The organism is Chlorobiota bacterium (assembly GCA_016710285.1).
GTDB lineage: Bacteria > Bacteroidota > Ignavibacteria > OLB7 > OLB7 > OLB7.
Genome location: JADJXR010000001.1, coordinates 1,745,748 through 1,766,818 on the forward strand (window position 1 = coordinate 1,745,748; position 21,071 = coordinate 1,766,818).

Sequence of the window (21,071 nt, forward strand, 5' to 3'; positions counted from 1 at the left end):
TGCTGAACAGAAGCGTTGGCTCGGCGATGGTATGCTGCATAGAGATAGTCGGTTGTGCTTATCGGCAATGGGCAATCACTGATCGTTATCCCAAAATAGCCCCCCCACCAGATTGCTGCAACGGGGCAGAACGCTAATTTCCGTGCCAAGAACCCTGTTGCTTGAACTTCGCTTCTCTCCATTCCCATGCGCCCAAGTACCGTTGACTTCCTGAACCATGGCTTGCTCCCGTTTATCGGACGGGAGCGGGAACGCCAGCGCATTCTTGAATTTTGGAATGGGGATGAAGATCCGTTTGGGCTGCGTGCGCTGCTGCTGATTGGGGAGGCCGGAAGCGGCAAAAGCCGGATGGTGGAGGAACTGATCCCACACATCGAGCAGCAAGCGGGGCTGGTGCTTCACCTTCGGCTTCGGGCCGACGGGTCGGCATCCATCGCCCCGTTGCTGGCCCTTTCGATGAACGGTTCCGCGGCGGCCCTGCGGTTGCTGGGGGGACCAATTGGCCAAACCCTCCCCGCTGTGATTGGAGCGTTGCGGAAACTGTGCGCCCTGCGGCGAACCCTGCTGGTGGTGGAAGACCTGCACCTGCTGAACGGCGCAACCCTCCGCGAGTTCGGAATGTTGGTGGATGCCGTTGCCGATGAACCGCTATCGCTGCTTGCGGCCTCGCGCCCGGCGGAGCTTACCGCGCGCGGCGCGATGGAAGCCTATCTGGTTGGCGAGCTTCGCCTGCAGGATCTTCGCCACGACGACATCAAGCAGTTGTGGGGCGAACTGTTCGGCAACGCCCCTTCCGATGACCTTGTTGCAACCCTTGCCAACGCCACGCTGGGGAATCCGTTGGCCTTCCGCTCGGCTCTGCAGGGGGCGTTGAACGCCGGGGCTATTGGGCCGGGTGCCAATGGGTGGCAAGCAACAATCCCCCTTGATGCCCTTGCATCGCTGGCCGAACGAAGCGCGCATCAGCTGTCGGAAGGAATGGCGGCGCATTTGAGCGATACTGAACGCGCCGTTGCGCAGGCCCTATCCACCCTGGGTGAGGTGTTCAGCCCGGAAGCTGCCGAGCAGCTGCTGCCTGGCACGGGGAAGGTAATCACCGCACTCCTGTTCAAAGGGATTTTGGTTCGCTCTGGAACCGCTGTTCATCCATTGCGCGGCGATGCGGCAGCAAGCCTTCCGCTGGCCTTCACCCACACGCTGCTTCACCGGACGTTGTTCGATTCCGCCACGGTGGACCCTTCGGGATTGGCGCGGGTTGTTGCCGCGCAACCCCCCATCTACTCCGTCCTTCCGTACCGCCTTCTTGCCGAGTCTCCTTCGGTGGAGATGGACTCCGTTGCCCAGGCGCAAGCCTTGATTTACGAGCTTCTGGTGACGGCCACAAGAATTGATAACACCAGCGATTGGGAGCTTGCCCCAATCCCGCTACGGGCCGCGCAGCAGATTGCCGACAACGCCCCGATGCTTCGCGAGCCAGAGGTCCAGCGTTGGGCTGCCTTGAGCGTCCTTTCCGCTAAACTTGGCATCAATGGCCGGAGCGATAACACGATAGAGTTCCGCCAGCAGGCGGAGCAGCTTGTGGCAATGGCCGCCGAACCAATCGCCGACCATTTGCGCCGGTTCCGAATCTCCGGCTACCTCCATCTGTTCAAATCTTCGGCGCGGTTTCGCAGGGATGAGTGCCCAGAAATTATCAACGCGGTGGAAGCAATGGTGGAGCAGCATCCCGAGCTTCGCGGCAGCCGTGAGTATGCCGGGTTTCTGCGAATCGTGGCTTCCATGGCGTACATCCATGGCCTGCATATCCAGGACCTGCGGTATGTTGAGCAATCAATCGGGCGGGTGATGGCCGAGCAAGGGAACGCCACCGCAGCCCACACCGCTTGGCTGCAGAATGTTGGCCACCACCTTTTGTTGGCGTTCAGCACGCCGGATGAGTTGGCGGCGCGGCGCACGCTGCTGCTGCAATTGGAGGAAGCCGGGATTGATAATCCCCGCGCATCTCTGCGCACCATTGCGTTCCATGCCGAAACCGGCGCGGCTCAGCGTGCCATTGCCGAAGTTGACCGCCAGCTCCCCATTCTTCGCGACCTGGGGTTGCTCCGCACCATCTACTCGGCGCAGCATTACCGCTGCCAGTGCTTGATGCTGGTGGGCCAGCCACTGGAGCAGGTGCTGCGGTACGCGGATGAAGTCTTTGCGGCGATTCCCCCTGCGTCGCGACCCCAGCACCAGCAACACATGGGGGAACATCTCACGGCCTGCGCGCTGATCTGCGGCCAAGCGGAAACGGCTGTGCGGTTGTTGGATAAATTCCAGCTTCAGCCGAACCAGATAGCGCGGATGCAGCAACTTCTTTTGGCGTGCTGGTCCAGCAATCCAGCCGAAGCAATCCGTGGGCTTCAGGGGGTTGAACTCTCCATCCCGGACAATGGACCCGATGATCCCGATGCCAACTTTGCTCCGTTGGTTCCGGCGTTGGTGGCGGTGCGGCACCCCGATTGCGCCGGAGGGGGCGCAGCAGCTGCTCAATCTCCTCTCCTCCCCTATTCTTCGGCGATACACCATCCTTGCTATTCACGCCGCTTGCTCGCTGGGGGAATTATTGATAGAGATGGAGTTGATGGATGACACCGCCCCGCTGATTGAAGCAATGGAAACGGGGATTGCAAACGCGCTTCGGTGGGGGAAGGAAAACGGCCTTCCGCCGGTGGTGGCTGGCATCGAACAACGGTACGTGCGGCTTCGCCAACCTGGAATGGCCGGGGAGCAATCGGAACCGAAAACGCCCGCCACGATTGCCGAAGCTTCGGCCAGGATGGAGGTTCCCAAACTGCGGATTGGGATGTTTGGGCCCATCACGGTTCAGCATCCAAACGGGGCGGCGCAGCGGTTGCGCGGCACGCGGAACCAGATCATCCTTTCCCTGTTGGTGGCCGATCAGATGCTGAAAAATCCGTTGTCGCGGAATCGCTTCATCGAGATTGCTTCGGGGGCATCGGTTGCCGAATCGCCCGACAAAGCACGGCGCGGGATGAACATGGGGATACTCCGCTTGCGCGAAGCCATTGGCCAGCAAGCAATCGCTACCGATGGCGAAACCCCGCAGCTGAATCTTTCCGCGGTGGCGGTGGACCTTCTGGAATCGCAGCAAGCCTTGCAGCGGGTTGCCCAGCTAACCCGGCGCGGCGCGCTGACCGAAGCACGCCAATCGCTAACTCCGTTGCTGCAAGCCGCTGCCCAGGGCGCGCCGTTCGCTGGCATGGATGATGAGCTGTTCCAGAACCTGCGCAGCCAGTGGGAGCAAGAGTTTCGCCACGCCACCCAGCAACTGCTGGAACGCCTTCGCACCGCCGGCGACCACCAATCCGCCACCCTGATAGAATCTCAATTGCCGGAAGGCTGGCCCGCATAGCAGGCGCGTTTCTGGTTATCTTTTTGGGAAACGAACAGGAGCAGAGTGAGGATGGAGTGAGGGGGCCCTGCGACCGCTGTTGGCCGCTTCTGTTCGGGCCGTATCCAACACCATTCCGTGTGTGTGTTCACAATCGCATATCCGCAGAGAGCAATGTCTGGTCATCAATCCCCACCAATCCCTGAAGTCACGCTATCGCAACGGCTGCTGCGCCCAACCAGCGTTGCTGCGGTGGTTGCGGCCATCACCTTCACGCTGTACCTGCTCACGCTGAACCCTTCGTTTGGGTTTGTGGACAAGGGGGAAATGGCGGCCGTTGCCAGCACGTTAGGGATTACCCACCCAACGGGCTATCCAACGCTGATGGTGCTTGGGTACCTGTTCACCCAGTTGATTCCCGTGCGCGAGGCGTTGGCGTTGAACATCCTTTCGGCACTGCTTACCGCCGCCGGCAGCGGCGTGATGACGCTGCTGTTTCACTATCTGGCAACCAATGCCAGCATGGCCGCAAACCACCACGCTGCCGGAATCACCGCGCCCCCCACGGAACAACGCCGCAGCAAACGAAGCGAGAAGCGGGAGAAATCCGCAAAACGGAGCAGTGGTGTTGATGCCAACTTGGCCGCCACCACAACAGCAGCCGAAGCCGCCACGCCGGGGGACCCTTTTGTGGGATTGCTGGCCGGATGCGCCGCGCTGCTAACGGGGCTTACCGCCACATGGTGGAATCAGGGGAATGGGTTCGAGGTCTATTCGCTGCACGCGCTGATGCTGCCAACCATTGTGCTGTTTTTCTTCCGATACCTGGATCATGAGGAATCGCAGGCCGCCGCCGATGCGCCCATTGCCTTCAGCCGCCGTAGCTGGGCGTTCTCCGTTGCCGTTGGCCTTAGCTTCACCAACCACCTGACCACGGTGTTGCTTGCCCCCGCGTTGCTGGCGTTGTTCTTTGCTCGGTTTGGATTTTCGGTGGCCACGTTCCACCGGTTGGTGCTGTTGGTTCCGGGGTTTCTCATCGGGCTTCTGCCATATCTCTGGCTTCCATTGCGTGCCTCGATGGAGCCAATGTTCAACTGGGGCAATCCGGTAACGGCCCAGATGTTTTTCCGGCATGTCACCGGCCACCAATACCAGATTTGGATGTTCAGCAAGGACCCCGTTATCTGGCATCAACAATCCATGGTGTACTTGGGGAATCTTCCGGCAGAGCTTGGATACGTGGGGCTGCTGGTTGCCGCGCTTGGAGCCTACTGGTGGGGAAAACGGGATGCCCGTTGGGTTGGGCTGGCGTTGGCGATTGCTGGCCTTTGCACTCTGGTGGCCACGGCCACCATGCTGCCAACAATCGCTGGCCCGCCCGCGCAAGTAAACAATCCAATGGCATGGTCCGTGGCATACATCATCCTTGCCACGATTGGCGGGTGGTATCTTGCACGCCGTGGCGCGCCGGTGGTGGCGTTGGCGGTGTTGCTGTTCGGGGTTTGCCTGATTTGGTCCAGCGGTTATGAGATTATGGAGATTGGCCCCTACTACATGGCGGCAACGTTCGGGGTTGGGATTCTGCTGCTTGGGGGAGTATTGGCGTTGCGGGAGGTATTGGGGAATCGGGTGCTGCTTCCGTTGGGGGGGCTGTTGGTGGCAATCACCATCGCCACGAACTTCCACCAAAGCGATGAACGGGGGAACACCATTGTGGAGGATATGACGTTCAACATGCTGAACACGCTCCCGAAAAATGCGCTGATCCTTTCGCAGCAGTGGGATTTTTGGGTGGCCGGCAGCTTCTACCTGCAAAGCGTGGAAAACGTCCGCCCCGATGTGTTGGTGATTGACCCTGAGCTTCTGCGGCGGTCCTGGTATATCAAGCAGCTTCAGCATAACCATCCAGAGTTTATGAAGATGGTTCAGCCAGAGGTTGACAGGTTCATAAAACCACTCCGGCAGTTCGAGGCTGACGAAAAATACAACCCGGCAGAAATTGAAGCCGCTTACGCCGGATTGCTGAGCGCGATGATCGAGAAAAGCATCCCTCACCGCCCGGTGCTGGTTACGGGTGAGGTTCGCACCGACATCAGCGCGCGGTGGCGGCACGTCCCCTACTACCTTGCGCTCCGTTTGATGCCCGACACCACGTATCTGCCGCAGGAATTCCCGAACTACCGGTTCAAGCATTGGGAGGGGCGGATTGACAGCTACACCGCCAAAGCCTACGAGCTGTACGCCCGAAGCGCGCTGGCAAGGTTCATCTACGAACGCGCCCGGGGGCACGCCGACCTTGCCCGCCGCTATGCCGACCTTGCCGTCAGCTTCAACCCAAACTGGGACCCGGAAAACATCCCCGACCAACCGATGAACGGGGAGGATCAGATTCAAGGAATGAATGGATTCTTCTTGGAGTTGCAACGCACGGTAGGCCGATAACCGGAAGCGGGGCAAGCGGACAGACACCCTACCGATCAACCAGCGGAAGGAATGGCTGCAATCCAGCAGCGATCCCTTCTTCCTGATCGGTGCGAAGGTCCTCGGCAAGGGCCATATACATCTCATGGTCCTCCCACTGGCCATTAATCAGGAGCATTTTTGGCGAGTAGCCGATATGCCGGAATCCACATTTCTGCAGGACCCGCCGCGAGGCTTCGTTGCGTGGCATGATGTTCGCTTCAATCCGGTGCAGCCGTAAGTAGCCGAAGCCAAAGCCCATCACGTTTTTCAGCATGGTGGTCATCACCCCGGCGTTGCGGTGTTTGGCATCCATGGAGTAGCCAAGCCTTCCGTTTTGGAATGCCCCGCGTTCAATCGCCACAAGGTTGATGCGGCCAATCAGCAGCGGAGTGGGGTGGTCGGTGAAGATGCCGAACCGGAATTCCTCCTCGCGTTCGCGCCGTTCCACGGTTTGCTGCAACATCTGGCGGTGGAACTCGGCGGTGAAATAATCGGGGGGTGGAACCGGGGACCACGGACGGTGGAAATGCCGATTACGCCGTTGGTAATCGGCAACAAGCTCGGCATCGGGGACCTCAAGAAATCGTAGCGTGTACATTTGGTTCTAAATTCAGAAACCCCGAATCAATGGCCAAGCGTTGCAGTGGAAGACCATACGTTGCAGGGAGCAATCCAGCAGCAGGAGTATGGGATTTTGTGCGCCCTGGGGCCAGGTTTTATCGCCGAGCTATCACTGCTGCGGTGGGGTAGATTGAGTTGAGCCTCGTTTGTTGCAACCCGCGATTGAAGGGGAATTCTGATGGAAAGAGACTCCATTGAACAATTGCAGATCCAGTTCCAGGATCAACTCCGGGATCAACTGCAATCGCAGCCGACGCTTCACGCCAAAGCGCAGGTGCTGATACAGCAGCTGGAGAGCATGGGACCCACAATCCCCCAGCCAATGCTTGCCATCGCCGACGCCCTTCTTGCCGAGGCATGGATTGCCCGCGACCGTGCAGCGATTCCCCCTTTGCTTCGTTGCAAAGCGATGCTTCACACTCAGCTTGTGCAATTCCACGAAGGCTCCGAGGCCTACACCGATCTGCTGCGTTACGCCCGCGAAACCGATAATAAAGAGGCACAAGTTCTGGCCATACAAGGGCTGGGAATGGTTCATCGGCTGCAAGGGGAGACCCTTCGTGCCATTGACTACTTTCTGCAAGGGCTAGAGCTTAGCCGAGCCATTGGCCTGATACGGGGCGTTGCTGCAAACAGCAATTCACTTGGTATCTGCTACAGCATTATCGGTGAGTTCGGGAAAGCATTGGAGGCATACCTTCAAAGCCTTCAGGTGTACCGAACAAGCAATAATCAGCGCGGCATCGGGATAGCGTTGCATAACATCGCCAGTATGTATGTGAACATTGGCGATTACGACAACGCGCTGAAGCATTACCAAGAACAGTTGGGCATTGAACCTACCCACACCAATCCTTCCTCCACCGCAAAAGCATTACAGAGCATGGCGCGGATCTACTTGGAGCAAGGGCAATACGAAGAAGCCATGCGGGCCGCCACCGAGTCACTGCAAGTGTTCACAATGCTGCAGGATACGATGGGGGAAGCAAAGGCGATTGGCACGCTGGGGATCGTCAACCGCGCTATTGGGAGAAACGAGGTGGCGTTTTCGCAGTTTGAGCAAGCAAAGGAGATGGCGCGGCAGATTGGCGACCCCGAAACCTACGTTGACACGCTCCATCATTTGGGAACGCTGTTGCTGGAGATGGGGGAAATTGCCCAAGCACGTGGCCAGCTGGAGCGAGCGGAACGGGCAGCACGGCGGCATAATTTTCAGGACGTTCTTCTTGCCATTTGCGGCCACCTTGCCGATGCTTGCGGCCAGCAGGAAGATTTCCCCAGTGCCTACCGTTACCGCACCGAGCAAGCACAACTGCAACAGGAAATTGGGAGCCACCAGAAACAGAAAGCCCTGGCCGAATTGCAAATGCGGTACGATGTGGAGCGTGCCCAACAGGAGCGGGAAATCTACAGGCTGAAAAGCGAGCAGTTGCAGATGGTGGTGGAGTACAAAACCAACGAACTATCCTCCATTGCCCTTAGCCTGATCCACAAGCAAGAGCTGCTGGAATCGCTATCAGGGCGGTTGCGCCAGGTTATCCAGAAATTCCCGGCAGCAGAGGTTCCGGCCCAGCTTGGTATGCTTCTGGAAGAGCTTATCGCCGAATCCGCCGCCGATTCCGGCTGGACCCTGTTCAAGGAAACCATGCGCCAGACCGACCAGAGCTTCTTGCGCCGCCTGGCCGAACGTTACCCGGTGCTAACGCCAACCGAACTGCAAGTCTGTGCCTTGCTAAAAATGGAGATGGCCTCCAAGGATATTGCCAACATTCTTGGCGTTTCGGTTCGGGATGTGGAAAGCCACCGCTACAACCTTCGGAAAAAATTATCGCTGGCCCCCAGCGAATCGCTTTCCGCTTTCCTGAATCAGGAGGAGTTTCGGGCGGCCGAGAACGACCGCGCCACCCTCAGGGATCAAGAGTTCACCGAGCGGTTATCGCAGCAATACCCCAGCCTATCCTCCAAAGAATTGAAAATTTGCACGCTTTTGAAGGCAGGGCTGACCACAAAGGAGATCACCCAGCTTCTCTCAGTCAGCGACCGCACGGTCGAAAACCACCGATACCACATCCGAAAGAAACTCAACCTTCCGGCGAACAGCAACCTTTCTACGTTTTTTGCAGCCTTGTAGGGGTGGATAGGCTACCGCCTCTATTTGCAAAATCTGGTCGTTTTTCATGTTGTTGACTTAAAGTAAAATCTTCGGTAAGTAGATTTATGTGTTGAAGCTCTTGCTATTTACGCGAATTCTCTGTATGTTTTCCTTCAGATAAGCTCACCCTGACGACAGAATGGGAAACTTGCTCCGCTACACGGAGCAATGACGGCATCAGAGGAACAACCAGCGTTACAATAACCGCACACCGTCATAGCGATTGAGGCGCGTATGTCAGCAGAGGCTTACAACTACGGAATGCGTCGGCGAGAATCCTTCTTTCGGATCACCGAGGAGGACTCCCCGGCAACTGAAAAACCTTCCCCATTTTCAACAAAACCGATGAACGGCGTGCGTGCGAACTCCTCGATGACCCGCGATGCGGAGCAAGTCCGCCGGATGATGGACGCGGCCAAAGCTGGCAACGAAGCGCGGATTGACTGGTCCGCACGGATGACCGATGAACAGATTGCCGAGCTTTCCGACGATAATCCAGCAAAACCACGCGTTGCCGAAGGTCCAAGCCTGCAACGGGAAAGCATTCCTTTCCCCGATTTAGGAACACCGCTCCAACCATCCCGTCGCCAAGAAATGGCTGTGGTAAATCCGCCAGCGGATCCGCCAGTTTCTGCTCCGGAACTAGTGGCAACGGTGGTGTTTGAAAAAACTGCAACCGAGGTCGCCAGCGAAGTTTCTGCTGATATGCCTCCAACATCGGAAATCGTGATAGAGGAAATTGTGGCGGAGGAAGAGGTGGCGTTGGAGCCTATCCAGCACGCAGTTGAACCAATGGTTCAAGTGGCACCGCTCGCCGAGGCTTTGCCCCAGCCGGTCGCGCCGCCAACGCTGAGCAGCGAACCACTGGAACATTTGGCCGCAGCGGAATCGCTATCTGAACTTCCATCTGAGCCTGCATCTGTGGCCACCTCCGTAGCCACTCCGCGCACGATTGACCCGTCGCAATTTCGCCGTGCCGAGGACCACATTGTGGCGCAGGCCACCGCCGATGTGGTTGAGAAAACAGCCAAAAATGGGCATCAAGAGATAACCACTCCGTTCCCAACAGCCGCACAACAGGGGTATCAACCGCTCACCCCGGTTGAGCAAGCAAAGACTGCTATCGGCGAAAAAAAGCAAGAATCGCTATTTATTGGCCGCCCAAAACGGGAACGGAAACGGATCGGGAAGGTGGCTCTTTCCACCGTTGTTGCGTTGGGAGCACTGACCGGGTTGGGCCTTTATGCCGGAGGTGCCGATCTTCTTTCCACATGGTTTGCGCATCGTCAAGAGGGGGCCGAAACAGCATCACGGGCTGTACCCCCGGCTGTGGCGGCTCCCTCAACTCTTCAACCAACCACGCCGCCGCCCCAGCTTGGGCAAACGGCAGCCATTGAAGTACGAAGCAGCGACACCGGAACTCTGGCTTCATCAGAAGCGGGGGGAAGCGTGGCAAACGACACCGTTGCGGCAACGGTAGCCACGGCTCCGGTGCGCCCAACGGAAGCTCCGGTGGTGGCTGAACCTCGTGCAGAATCGCAACCGCCCCAGAAGCCAGCGGCCGACACAACGCCGGTGGTGGCGGAATCATCAACGGGTGCTTCGATGGTGGTGGTGCAGGTTCGCGCAACCCCCGACCCGGTGGAAGCAAAGCGAATTGCGCGAAAACTGCGGAAGACTGGGATCACAACAGTCTCGGTAATGGAGGCCGATAACCATTCCACCGCACTGCATCGGGTTCGGTTTGAGTTTGCGGGAAGCAAGAAGGAGGCGATTGCCGCAGCCGAGCGAGCCGGATACAGTGACGTCTGGGTGGTGAAGCAAAAGTAACAGCAGCAAATTATCGGCCTGGGTTTCCCCACTGGCCGGTTACGACAATGCGGTCCGGGGACAGGGAGGTTCATCGCATGGATTGGTTTGAGCGAACCTCCCTGTCCTTATTTTTTGAATTTTTTTTGAGCTTTTGATCCTTGGGATTGCTTGGCTCATCCTTCCTCCACCACGATTCCGCCACGGTGAAACCGCACAACAGCGGTCCAATATTCCAGAAAGTGGGTGCTGGCAGCGTTGGCAGCTTCCTGGGTTGGGAACAGCCCGAACAGCGTGGATCCGCTGCCGCTCATCAAGGCAAATGCTGCGCCGGCGGCGTACAGCTCCGCTTTGATTTGGCCGATTGCTGGGTGTTCCAACATCACAATTTCCTCAAAATCATTCACCATTCGGTCGCGAAGAATCACCGGGTTGGCCACCCCATCCCGAAGCAACGCCATGATGTTGGTGGCCGCCCGTTCCGTTGTTCGGTTGACCGCGCGGAACGCCCACGGAGTTGGCACATGAATCCCCGGGTTCACCAGCAGGACCCACCACGGCAGCGTGATGGAATCAGGGAGAAGCACCTCCCCCCGCCCCGTTGCGTGGGCCACGCCTCCCTCTAAAAAAAATGGGACATCGCTTCCCAGCATCAGCCCTAGGCGATGGAGCGTCTCCGGCGAGATGTTTTGCTTCCAGAGGTGCGCCGCGCCAATCAAGACCGCCGCCGCATCGGCACTTCCGCCCCCCAATCCCCCTCCGGTAGGTATCCGTTTTGTTAGGTGGATATCCATGCCCAGCATCGGCGTGTTGGCGGCTTGCCGCAGCAGCAGCGCGGCTTTCAGGCAAAGGTTGTCCTGGCCCGCCGACAGCGCGTCGTTGCCAGCAATCTGAAGGGTGAGCTTGTCATCGGAGCGGAGGGTAAGGATTACGGTGTCGAACAACGCCAGCGAAGCGAAGGTGGTGTTCAGGTCGTGGTAGCCATCGGGGCGGCGGCGAAGGATTTCCAGCCCCAAGTTGATTTTTGCCGGGGCGTGCAGTTTCAGCATGGCGGGAGCGGTCATGGTGGCAAAGATACCACAACAGAAGCGCGGCCTGATCCGCCAAGAATTTACGTTTTCACATACACAAGCCCCATAATCCTGTTGGCCGAATAGCGTGCCCTGCCGTACCTTTGCAAGTTCTTTTCCCAGCCTCTGTTGGCTGGGTCATGATTTACCAACTCAAAAAAGGTACCGCAATAGGAAGATTTCAACAGGGCCGTCCCGTGCGTGAAGGCCAACTTCGTGTCAATCGCGAGATTCGCGCTCCGCTGGTTCGTGTCATTGATGACAACGGGGATCAGTTAGGATTGATGCACCCGCGCGAAGCCATGCAGCTTGCAATGGAGCGGGAGCTTGACCTTGTGGAGATTGCCCCAAACGCCGATCCACCAGTGTGCAAAATTGTGGATTACGGCAAGCTCCGCTACGAGCAGCAGAAGCGCGACAAAGTTCAGCGAAAAAACCAGCAGGTCCAGCAACTGAAGGAAGTTCGGCTGCATCCCCGCACCGACACCCACGACGTTGACTTCAAAACCCGCCATGCCCGTGAGTTCTTGCAGGAAGGGAACAAGGTGAAGTTTGTGGTGGTGTTCAAAGGGCGCGAAGTGACGCACCAGCAAATTGGGCGCGACCTGTTACAGGGAATTATTGACGCTTTGGCCGATGATGCCAAAGTGGAACAACCGATCCGCATGGAAGGACGAAACATGTGGATGACCCTTGCTCCAGATAGCAAGAAGAAAAAGGCCACGGCCTAAGCTCTCTCGTCCTATTTTCAACGTTACGTTCATACAGGGAGGAACACACAATGCCCAAAATGAAAACCAACCGCGGGGCGGCAAAACGCTTCAAGGTGACGGGGTCGGGGCGGCTAAAGCGCGAAAGCGCCAACCGCAGCCACATCCTCACCAAAAAAGCACCAAAGCGTTTGCGCCAGCTTCGCAAAGCCCAAATGGTTGGTGCGGTTGATGAACCGCGCATCAAGCATATGCTTGGTATGTAATTCTGGCCAGCTTCTTACGCCCGCGCCAGCTTCAAAACCACACGCATGGCACAGTGCCCGCCCACACAGCGCGGACACCGGAACACCGGACAGATACTTGCCTGCGTCCATCTTATCAACACAAAATCTGTAAAGCCTAACCATGCCACGTTCAAAAAACAAAGTCGCCTCGCGGGAACGCCGCCGGCGCGTGCTTGAATTAGCCAAAGGGTATTGGGGCGACCGCTCGGCGGTCTGGACCATTGCCAAAAACCACGTCGAGAAAGGGCTTACCCATGCCTATCGCGACCGCCGCCTGAAAAAGCGGAACTATCGCCGCCTCTGGATTGTGCGCATTAACGCTGCTGCACGCCTGAACGGCACCACCTACAGCCGCCTTATTGATGGCTTGAACAAAAAAGGGCTTGGAATCAACCGGAAGGTGTTGGCAGAAATCGCCATGAACCAGCCGGAGATGTTCAAGCAGATTGTGGCGCACGTCAACTCCTAAGCGGAAAACCACGCGCGGCCACCAGCAAAATCAGCAATCCCCTTTTCCGCATAGTTGCGAAAAAGGGGATTTGTTGTTTATCATGCGACCGCTTGCAAGGGGGAAGTTCCTTCCCCAGCCGATACGCAACGTCCCACTCTTCCGTTCTTTTACTTCCAACGCCGTATGCTTGAAGCCATTGCCCAACTTCGCCTGCAGATTGAATCCGACTGCGCAGCCATTGCCTCGGCAACCGATGCCGAAGCCTTCCGCCTGAAGCACCTTGTTCGCAAAGGAACAATCGCCGGGCTGTTCGACCGGCTGCGGGAAGTTCCAAAGGAGCAAAAGCGGGAAGTTGGGCAAGCATTGAACGAGCTTCGCACCGCTGCCGAAGCGGCCTTTGCCGATGCCGAAGCACGCTACGCCGACGCATCGCCCGACGCACCAAGCAACCCACGCGCCGATGTCACCTTGCCCAGCCGAACCTTCTACCACGGCCACGAGCATCCGCTGATGCGGGCAAAAGCACGAATGGAAGAAATCTTCACCCGCATGGGATTCAGCATTGCCAGCGGCCCAGATATTGAGGATGATTACCACAACTTCGAGGCCCTAAACTTCCCCCCCGACCACCCCGCACGCGATATGCAGGACACGTTCTTTGTGGAAGCCGAGGACCGCGCCGATGTGCTGCTGCGAACCCACACCTCGCCGGTGCAAATCCGGGTGATGCAATCGCAGAAGCCCCCGATCCGCTGCATTATGCCGGGCCGGGTGTACCGCAACGAGGCGATAACCGCACGCGCTGGCGCCGAGTTCTACCAAGTGGAAGGCCTTTACATTGATAAAGGGGTGACGATGGCGCAGCTGAAAGGAACCGTCTGCGAGTTCGCACGCGCTTACTATGGCAACGATGTCAACATCCGCTTCCGCTCCTCCTTCTTCCCGTTCACCGAGCCTTCGGCGGAGTTAGATATCACCTGCTTCCTTTGCAAAGGGAAGGGATGCCGGATTTGCAAGGAGAGCGGATGGCTAGAGATTCTGGGCTGCGGAATGGTCCACCCCAACGTGCTCCGCAACTGCGGGATTGATCCCGAAATCTACAGCGGCTACGCTTTCGGGATGGGCATCGAGCGGACCTTGATGCTGAAAATTGGCCTGAACGACCTGCGGCTGTTGTACGAAAACGACATCCGATTGCTGGAGCAGTTCTAACCACAATGATCCGCCCAATCGCACCCGGAATGCTGAAAGTCAGCGAGGTCTTCTTCTCCATCCAAGGCGAAGGAACCCGCGCTGGGTTGCCCTGCGTGTTTGTGCGGCTTCACGGCTGCGGGCTTCGGTGCAGCTACTGCGACACCCCCTACGCTTTGGACCACCGCACAGGCGGAACGTGGATGAGTTTTGAGGAGATACGGGCGGAGGTCCAACGCCACCCTGCTCAGTTTGTGGAGTTCACCGGGGGGGAGCCGTTGGAGCAGTCGGAGGTGCACCCGCTGATGGCGCAGTTTCTGGACGAAGGCTACACCGTCGCGGTGGAAACCGGAGGGCACATGGACATTGGGTTGTGCGACCCCCGCGTTATCCGCATCATGGACCTGAAAACGCCCGACTCCGGCATGGCGAAGCGGAACCGCCTGGAGAACATCCCTTTGCTCACAAAGCAGGATGAAGTCAAATTCGTTTGCGCTTCGCGCCGTGATTATGAGTGGGCACGGGAGCTTATCGTCCAGCATCGTTTGCCCGAGCGTGTGGGGGCCGTGCTGATCTCGCCAGTGTTTTCCAGCATCGAGCCGGTGCGCCTTGTTGAATGGATCCTTGCCGACGGGCTGAACGTGCGGTTCCAGCTGCAAATGCACAAGTTTATCTGGGAGCCAGATAGGCGCGGGGTGTAAGGCCCTCCCAAAGGACTGATCAACAAGATGCTCCCCGCAAGGAAAAACTCTTTCCTATGAAATGAATTTCGCGCTATCTTCGCCGCGTCCTTCCGGCGTACCTACTTTGATAGAGTTGCTTGCAACCGTTGCCGCATTCCATCTGCTCTTGCTGAAAAAAATCTCAATGGGGGGTGAGAACTTTTCCCCTGTTCGGTGTCTTGTAAGAAGCATGGGTGCTGTGCCCAAGAACGCATCTTTCCTGAGAGTCTATGCGATGACCTACCTTCTCTATGCAGTTCTAATCGCCATTATCACGCTTCCGGCCGTTGCCCAACAAACGGCCGAGAGTTATGATGACGTGATGCTGGTCATCAACGAGCGGAGCTGGAGCTCGCGCGAGATTGGGGCATACTTTGCGGCGCGGCGCAACATCCCTGAGCGGAACATCTGCCGCATCAATGTTGACACTTCCGAGACGATGGACTCGGCAACATTCATCCCATTGAAATGGCAGATTCAGGAGTGGATGCAGAAGCAGAACGTGGTGAATTCCATCAACTACATTGTCACCACAAAGGGTTGCCCGCTGCGGATTCGGACTTCGGTGTGGGACTATGTGGATTCGGTGGTGCTAAAAGCGTACGTCCAAGGTGGGCAATGCTCCTTTGAAGATTGCTTGGCCTTAATCAACGGGAAAGATTCCTCGGCGATGTTGGCGGTGAAAATCAACCTCAACATCCCTATCTCACGATACTACGGTTCCACCCAGCACTTCAAGCGCGACCCAGTCAGCTTGCCGATGTACTTGGTCACGCGGCTGGATGCCTACACGGTGGAGCAAGTCAAATCCTATATCCAACGTGCGGAAGAACCGGCGTTGTTGGGGGAAGGAAACTGGGTGCTTGATATTGACCCGTGGCGGGACGGAGGCGGGTATAAAGTTGGGAACGATTGGATGCGTTGGAGCGATACGCTGCTGCAAGCAAAAGGGCAAACGGTGGTTCGGAACAACGACACGGTATATCTGCATGGCCAGCAGAACGTTATCGGGTACGCATCGTGGGGAAGCAACGACGGCCACAGCGGTGGCGGCGAGAAGGCAAAGCCCGGGAACACGTGGCTGAATGGATCAATCGCCGAAACCTACGTTTCGACCGGGGGGCGTTCGTTTAAGCCAGGAACAGGATATGGGCAATCGCTGATTGCCGATTGGATTGCCGAAGGGGTTTGCGGAATCAAAGGCTACACCGACGAACCATATCTGGAAGTGATGGCCCGCCCGCATATCTTGTTCGACCGCTACACCAGCGGGTTCAACATGGCCGAAAGTTATTGGGCCGCATCGCCGTGGCTTGCATGGCGGCAGGTAGTGATTGGCGACCCCAAAATGCGGCTGCGGATGTTGATGCGCCCAACCCAGGCCGTGGTCGCCATAGATTCCGGTTTTCGGTTCGAGCCGCTACGCGACACGACGTGGGTGCAGAACCTTGACTCCTCCGACTTAACGGTGGCGGCCATCAGTCTCCATGGAACGTATGCCGCCGATTTCTCCGCTGAGTTGTTGGGTAGTTCTTTCCCGGCAACAGTGCCGCCCGGGGACTCGATCGGAGTCATTGTCACTTGCCGGCCTTCCGTTTATGGAACCATTGGCGCGCTTGTGGCATTGCAGTACCAGCGGGGAAAGGGGGGGAGTTTCACAACATCCTTCACGGCAACGGGGTTCGGCGTGCGCCCGGCAGTGATAACCCCAACCGAGGCAAATTTCATTGCTGGATTGGGTGACACGGCAGTGACGAAAACCATTGTTGTGCGCAACGCCACATTGCTGGACACCGTGCGGGTGAATAACCTTTCGATTACCGGATCCGGGGCATCCGCTTTCCGAGTATCGCCCGCAGTAAAATATCCCTACCTAATTCTTGGTGGGGACAGCCTGCAGTTCACGGTGGTGTATCGCCCTTCGGCAGAAGGGATGGATTCGGCGGTGATTCGGGTGCTGAATAGTGGTGGTGCTGGAACAAAACAGATAAAACTGTATGGCCAGAAGACAAACAGCGCAGCCGCACCAACAGCATGGGAATTATCGGCAATGCATCTAAGTATTGAGCCAAATCCATTCATGAATAACACAACGGTTCGTTATTCAGTACCGATCGAAGCGGCAGCGGTAGAAGTTGATATTATTGACCATCTGGGTCGCGTGGCGCGGTCTTATACGAATAATAATCTGGGTGGAGATCACACAATTGAATTAAAAAAAGAGGGGTTAGCCTCAGGGATATATCTCTGCCGACTAACAGTTATTGATAAGCACAATAATCGTAGAAGCATTACGCAAACAGCTGTTGCGGTGCAATAACCGCCCAAAAATCCAGCTGTAACTCTTGCGAATTCTGTAGAGTCAATCAACAAGCAACTGCATCCTCATAAACATAAACCTGTTCAAACCAACCTAAAACCAAGGGAAGTACCATGAGACGATTCCTACTTCTTGCCACAGCTGCACTGGCTGCTGGCTCGGCTGCAACAGCGCAGCAGCTCGACATCTCCACAAAAGCACCTACGATTGAGATCCCGATCGTCAACAAAACAATTCCTCCGGTAATTGCCCGCCCTGAATGGCGCGTATCTGAGGAAAAGGAATACGTGTTTAATTCGCAGATTATTGAGCGCTCAGCCATCAATGATGAAGGGTTCCGTGTTGACACGAACCGCAATGACTTTGAAGTGCCATTTGCTTATTCTATCCAAGGCGGGGGGCAAGCTATTCAGCGTGGTGTTGGCCAGATATTTCCCATGAAATACTTGTATAGTTTTTACGACCAATACTATACGTCCGAAGGCAAAACCAAGCGGTATGGTGATACCAACGTTATCACCGATGACCAAGCTTACATTGAGCAATTCAAAGGCGCGCGGGGATGGACCCTGAATGCCGTCCGTGCATTGATCTACCATAACCCAAATAACACTACACCTGCGGATCAGCTGAACATTGGTGTCCTATCCGTCCACAAATTAAATGTGGATTATACCAGCTCCGCATATCGTCAAAGTGGTTTCCGGGCAATGCGTAGCTCCCTAGACCCCTTGAAAGTCTATGAGGTGGAAGTTGATGGCCAGACTTTAAAGAGCACTATCACAGGGCAAGGCGGAATTGCAGGGCTTACTGTGGAATTCGAGCAGCCGTTGGAGTTTACTGCTGACGAATCAGCATTGTTGATGTACGTCAACGATTTTGCTACGCCATTAACCAGCATTGAGCAAAACAGCCCGCGCGAATATCAAGGGATTATTGGCTATGAGGAATGGAGGTCGGGAGTATTAACAACTAACCAAGCAACAGGAGAGTTAGTTGACACACGCTCCAACCCAATTGACCAGTACAAAGCATTTGGCGTAGCCATGTTTTCTGAGAACGATACGGATCGCGTGTTTAGCGTGTACTCACGTCTTAGCCGGAATGGCAAGCCTTCGATGGTGAACTTTGATATGACCTGGGTCGGCACTGTTGATCTCTCTGCATCAGGGGTTCAGTATGTTCTGGGCAAGGATGCAACCAGCCAAGGGCTTGGCGAAACCACGCCAAACCCAGTGGTAAGCAATGATGCCCGTTTGCCATACTCGCTGACCGAGCCAGCACACGTAAGCATTGATCTGTACAGCGTAAGCGGCGACCATGTGGCACGCCTTGTGGATGATAAATTTATCCCCGGTAACTACACTGTTGCTCTGCCGTTGGACAACATGAACAACGGCGCGTACGTTGTTCGGATGCTTGCTAACGGGAAGGCCTACAGCAGCAAATTGTCGGTGGTGCGGTAAATCCATTATCGGCTTCGCAGACAACAAAACAACAACAACAAACGGGCTGGCTTCCGCTGGAAGTCAGCCCGTTTCTTTTGTTGATTATATCCCTGCAAAAAATGTCCCCAAATTAATTTCTGGGGACAACCCTAATTTCTGGCGAATGTGATAACGGTGATTTTCCACTGTGCGCTCCGACGTTGATAAAATTCCCGCTATCTCCTTTGTGGAATATCCGCTTCGCAGAAGAACGCAAATCTTTAATTCTTTCCCGCTCAGTGCTGGAAATCGTTCTTTTAACCGAGCGGTTACGGTGGGGTCCTCGCTTCGCAGTATTGTTTTCACTGTTCGGATGGCAATGTCATCAAGGTATTCTATCAATGTTTTGTGGGCGGGCAGCTCCAACTTCCGGCGGATATTTCGCCGGTGCGATTCGATATCCCGTTCGGTGACGTTGCACAGGCTGGCAATTTCCTTTGTTGATAACCCAATCCTGATTAAAAAACAAACACGCAATTCCGTTGGGGTTAATCGTGGGCATTGTGCTGTTACCGCTTGCATGAACGAGCCTTGCGACTCGTTCATTTGCTTCTCAAATAATTCCCACTCATCGCTGGTGGAATTTTGGCTATCCAATAGCTGCGATAACTCTACCACGCGCTCCCGCAATGCCGCATCATCAGCAAGAATAATGCTCCGAATTTGCTCACGGAAGGAATGGAGAAATTCGGATTTCTGCACCAGCTGCAATGCCAGCGCGCTTAACTCGGCACGGCGGTGCTGCATTAATCGCTCTAATTGCTCGCTTCGCAGGCGGTACACCTCGGCATCGTTACGGGTTTGGCGAAGGTCAAATTGCATCATCAGCATCTGGCGGTTGCGATCGTGCTCGGCAGCCGCCATGCCAGATTGCGCCTGATGGTAGCTCACATAATGGTGATATGCCAAATCAAACTCACCTTGCTGCTTGTGGGCATCGCTTATGGCTTTATGGAGCTTTGCCCTAAGTTCATGACTGATGGAGTTCGCCGATTCTATCAGGGTTAATGCTTGCTGCAGCGTGGCGATCGCTTCGGCAAATTCCCCTGCTTCAATTAAAAGGGAACCAACGGCATACAGCGCGTTCACCTCTTCTTTCCAAACATGATAGCCACGTATTTCTTGCAATGCTTCGCGGGACCAACGAAGTGCTTCAGCCATGTCCCCTTGCTGTTTGCGAATCGCCCCGATATTTCGGCGCAATCCGGCGCAGATCACGCCGTACCCCTGCTTCTGGGCAATGCTCAACCCTTGATTCAAGACATCCATGGCTTCGTCGTGCCTCTGCAAGGTGATGTATAATTCGCCAACGTTATTCAGCAACGCGGCTTGGTGGTACAGGCTTCCGGTGGTTCTGCTTAGCTGTAGGGCGTTGTGGTAATGCTGCAAGGCGCTTTCGTGGTTGCCAATAATGGAGTAAAGCGTGGCAATCATGTCCAGCGTGGCGATCTCATTATTTACCACCCCCACTTGGTGCAGCAATGTGTGGGCTTTTATCAGCAATGCTAAGGCTTCGTCGTAATTCCCCATCAATTGCATCAGGTAGCCCATGTTTGCAACGCTGATTGCTGTGCATTCGGCATCGTTATGGCGTTCGGCAAATGCTTCGCCACGGCGGAACCACTCGAACGCTTCGGCAACACGCCCCATCTCCTGGTATGCTGTTCCGATAATCGTCATCATGCGGTGTTCATCGGTGTGGGCCGCAACGTTGTGGTAAAGCTCCTTTGCTTGCTCGGCAAATTCAATGGCTTTTGCGTATTCCTTCATCATCAGGCTTACCCAAGCGATTTCGGCAGCGATCAACGCTCGCGTTTCCGCCACGTGCTCCGTTTGCCTTGCGCACCGGTCGCAGCACTCCAACCCTTGCTCTAACGCTGAGATTGCTTGATGGTATCGCCCCATTTCGCCGTAGATATTCCCCATGATCTGGCAGGTTGATGCCTGCCCCAGCATCTCCCCAAGCCCTGCATACAGGCTTTGCGATTCCAGAATTGCGGCAAGGGCTTCCTGCAAGCGCGTAAGCCGTGCAAGCATCATAGCAATCAGCAGCAGGGTGTCGGCTTCGCCACGGGTGTAGTTGTGGCGGCGGGCAATCAGCCGCGTTTGCTCGCAGAACTCCAACATTTGCTGCGGGGCCTTCCGCTTGGCGGCTTGGGCAATCTGGTTGCGAATGCCAACTTGCTCCTGTGGGCTTTGTGCTGTCTCCAGCCTTGATTGCAGTTCGGCAAGTGTCTTATCCATTGCCATAACCTAATTGAGTTGAAGAGAATGGCCAGCACAAAAACAGCACAATCGGCACGAAGGTTTCCCCACGTGCCGATTGCGTTTGTTCCCCTTCTTCAATCGGCGCCCGCTTCACAGTGTTGCCATGCGCCGAAATGCCCCACTGTT

15 protein-coding genes are annotated in these 21,071 nt (G+C 56.2%); 12 read left to right on the top strand and 3 right to left on the bottom strand.

Translation table 11 applies throughout. The features are described from left to right. Nucleotides 1-186 precede the first annotated feature (186 nt). The 3 genes from IPM61_06185 to IPM61_06195 all read left to right on the top strand — a co-directional run bounded on the left by IPM61_06185 (nucleotide 187) and on the right by IPM61_06195 (nucleotide 5,836). Entirely contained in the window at nucleotides 187-2,631 is a 2,445-nt protein-coding gene (locus IPM61_06185) for an AAA family ATPase (protein ID MBK8910900.1), read from the top strand. Continuing rightward, nucleotides 2,624-3,415 carry a hypothetical protein gene (locus tag IPM61_06190; protein MBK8910901.1) on the top strand — a complete coding sequence of 264 codons (792 nt, stop codon included), beginning with the start codon at nucleotides 2,624-2,626 and terminating at the stop codon, nucleotides 3,413-3,415. The genes IPM61_06185 and IPM61_06190 overlap by 8 nt, the downstream gene beginning before the upstream one ends. Before the next feature lie 153 nt (nucleotides 3,416-3,568). Continuing rightward, on the top strand, nucleotides 3,569-5,836 hold the full coding sequence (locus IPM61_06195; GenBank protein MBK8910902.1) for a DUF2723 domain-containing protein: 2,268 nt from the start codon (nucleotides 3,569-3,571) through the stop codon (nucleotides 5,834-5,836). A 28-nt stretch (nucleotides 5,837-5,864) separates the two neighbouring features. Here the strand turns inward: IPM61_06195 and IPM61_06200 are convergent, their stop codons facing one another. Continuing rightward, nucleotides 5,865-6,455, bottom strand: coding sequence for a GNAT family N-acetyltransferase (locus IPM61_06200; GenBank protein MBK8910903.1), 591 nt, complete (start codon nucleotides 6,453-6,455; stop codon nucleotides 5,865-5,867). A 201-nt stretch (nucleotides 6,456-6,656) separates the two neighbouring features. Between IPM61_06200 and IPM61_06205 the strand changes: the two genes are divergently transcribed. Both IPM61_06205 and IPM61_06210 read left to right on the top strand, forming a co-directional pair. Next, nucleotides 6,657-8,609: a tetratricopeptide repeat protein gene (locus tag IPM61_06205; protein MBK8910904.1), complete on the top strand. Its 1,953-nt coding sequence runs from the start codon at nucleotides 6,657-6,659 to the stop codon at nucleotides 8,607-8,609. Nucleotides 8,610-8,891: 282 nt separating this feature from the next. Further along, nucleotides 8,892-10,460 carry an SPOR domain-containing protein gene (locus IPM61_06210; protein MBK8910905.1) on the top strand — a complete coding sequence of 523 codons (1,569 nt, stop codon included), beginning with the start codon at nucleotides 8,892-8,894 and terminating at the stop codon, nucleotides 10,458-10,460. A 155-nt stretch (nucleotides 10,461-10,615) separates the two neighbouring features. Here the strand turns inward: IPM61_06210 and ispE are convergent, their stop codons facing one another. Continuing rightward, nucleotides 10,616-11,503 carry a 4-(cytidine 5'-diphospho)-2-C-methyl-D-erythritol kinase gene (gene ispE / locus IPM61_06215; protein ID MBK8910906.1) on the bottom strand — a complete coding sequence of 296 codons (888 nt, stop codon included), beginning with the start codon at nucleotides 11,501-11,503 and terminating at the stop codon, nucleotides 10,616-10,618. A gap of 146 nt (nucleotides 11,504-11,649) precedes the next feature. Between ispE and IPM61_06220 the strand changes: the two genes are divergently transcribed. From IPM61_06220 to IPM61_06250, 7 genes are all read left to right on the top strand, one after another. Continuing rightward, nucleotides 11,650-12,240 carry a translation initiation factor IF-3 gene (locus IPM61_06220; protein ID MBK8910907.1) on the top strand — a complete coding sequence of 197 codons (591 nt, stop codon included), beginning with the start codon at nucleotides 11,650-11,652 and terminating at the stop codon, nucleotides 12,238-12,240. Nucleotides 12,241-12,290: 50 nt separating this feature from the next. After that, entirely contained in the window at nucleotides 12,291-12,485 is a 195-nt protein-coding gene (rpmI, locus tag IPM61_06225; GenBank protein MBK8910908.1) for a 50S ribosomal protein L35, read from the top strand. A 142-nt stretch (nucleotides 12,486-12,627) separates the two neighbouring features. After that, nucleotides 12,628-12,975, top strand: coding sequence for a 50S ribosomal protein L20 (rplT, locus tag IPM61_06230; protein ID MBK8910909.1), 348 nt, complete (start codon nucleotides 12,628-12,630; stop codon nucleotides 12,973-12,975). Between the two features lie 165 nt (nucleotides 12,976-13,140). Beyond that, a complete protein-coding gene (pheS, locus tag IPM61_06235) occupies nucleotides 13,141-14,169 on the top strand; it encodes a phenylalanine--tRNA ligase subunit alpha (GenBank protein MBK8910910.1) in 1,029 nt (342 codons plus the stop codon). Between the two features lie 29 nt (nucleotides 14,170-14,198). Beyond that, nucleotides 14,199-14,849: a radical SAM protein gene (locus tag IPM61_06240; protein MBK8910911.1), complete on the top strand. Its 651-nt coding sequence runs from the start codon at nucleotides 14,199-14,201 to the stop codon at nucleotides 14,847-14,849. A gap of 256 nt (nucleotides 14,850-15,105) precedes the next feature. Beyond that, complete coding sequence (locus IPM61_06245; GenBank protein MBK8910912.1) at nucleotides 15,106-17,190, top strand: TIGR03790 family protein; 2,085 nt, start codon at nucleotides 15,106-15,108, stop codon at nucleotides 17,188-17,190. A gap of 113 nt (nucleotides 17,191-17,303) precedes the next feature. Then, a complete protein-coding gene (locus tag IPM61_06250) occupies nucleotides 17,304-18,656 on the top strand; it encodes a T9SS type A sorting domain-containing protein (protein ID MBK8910913.1) in 1,353 nt (450 codons plus the stop codon). Between the two features lie 84 nt (nucleotides 18,657-18,740). Here the strand turns inward: IPM61_06250 and IPM61_06255 are convergent, their stop codons facing one another. Further along, complete coding sequence (locus IPM61_06255) at nucleotides 18,741-20,921, bottom strand: tetratricopeptide repeat protein (GenBank protein ID MBK8910914.1); 2,181 nt, start codon at nucleotides 20,919-20,921, stop codon at nucleotides 18,741-18,743. Nucleotides 20,922-21,071: the final 150 nt, after the last annotated feature.

Coding starts and splice junctions, on each gene's coding strand:
- IPM61_06185 (MBK8910900.1), top strand. CDS start 187: ATGCGCCCAAGTACCGTTGACTTCCTGAACCATGGCTTGCTCCCGTTT.
- IPM61_06190 (MBK8910901.1), top strand. CDS start 2,624: ATGGATGACACCGCCCCGCTGATTGAAGCAATGGAAACGGGGATTGCA.
- IPM61_06195 (MBK8910902.1), top strand. CDS start 3,569: ATGTCTGGTCATCAATCCCCACCAATCCCTGAAGTCACGCTATCGCAA.
- IPM61_06200 (MBK8910903.1), bottom strand. CDS start 6,455: ATGTACACGCTACGATTTCTTGAGGTCCCCGATGCCGAGCTTGTTGCC.
- IPM61_06205 (MBK8910904.1), top strand. CDS start 6,657: ATGGAAAGAGACTCCATTGAACAATTGCAGATCCAGTTCCAGGATCAA.
- IPM61_06210 (MBK8910905.1), top strand. CDS start 8,892: ATGCGTCGGCGAGAATCCTTCTTTCGGATCACCGAGGAGGACTCCCCG.
- ispE (MBK8910906.1), bottom strand. CDS start 11,503: ATGACCGCTCCCGCCATGCTGAAACTGCACGCCCCGGCAAAAATCAAC.
- IPM61_06220 (MBK8910907.1), top strand. CDS start 11,650: ATGATTTACCAACTCAAAAAAGGTACCGCAATAGGAAGATTTCAACAG.
- rpmI (MBK8910908.1), top strand. CDS start 12,291: ATGCCCAAAATGAAAACCAACCGCGGGGCGGCAAAACGCTTCAAGGTG.
- rplT (MBK8910909.1), top strand. CDS start 12,628: ATGCCACGTTCAAAAAACAAAGTCGCCTCGCGGGAACGCCGCCGGCGC.
- pheS (MBK8910910.1), top strand. CDS start 13,141: ATGCTTGAAGCCATTGCCCAACTTCGCCTGCAGATTGAATCCGACTGC.
- IPM61_06240 (MBK8910911.1), top strand. CDS start 14,199: ATGCTGAAAGTCAGCGAGGTCTTCTTCTCCATCCAAGGCGAAGGAACC.
- IPM61_06245 (MBK8910912.1), top strand. CDS start 15,106: ATGACCTACCTTCTCTATGCAGTTCTAATCGCCATTATCACGCTTCCG.
- IPM61_06250 (MBK8910913.1), top strand. CDS start 17,304: ATGAGACGATTCCTACTTCTTGCCACAGCTGCACTGGCTGCTGGCTCG.
- IPM61_06255 (MBK8910914.1), bottom strand. CDS start 20,921: ATGGATAAGACACTTGCCGAACTGCAATCAAGGCTGGAGACAGCACAA.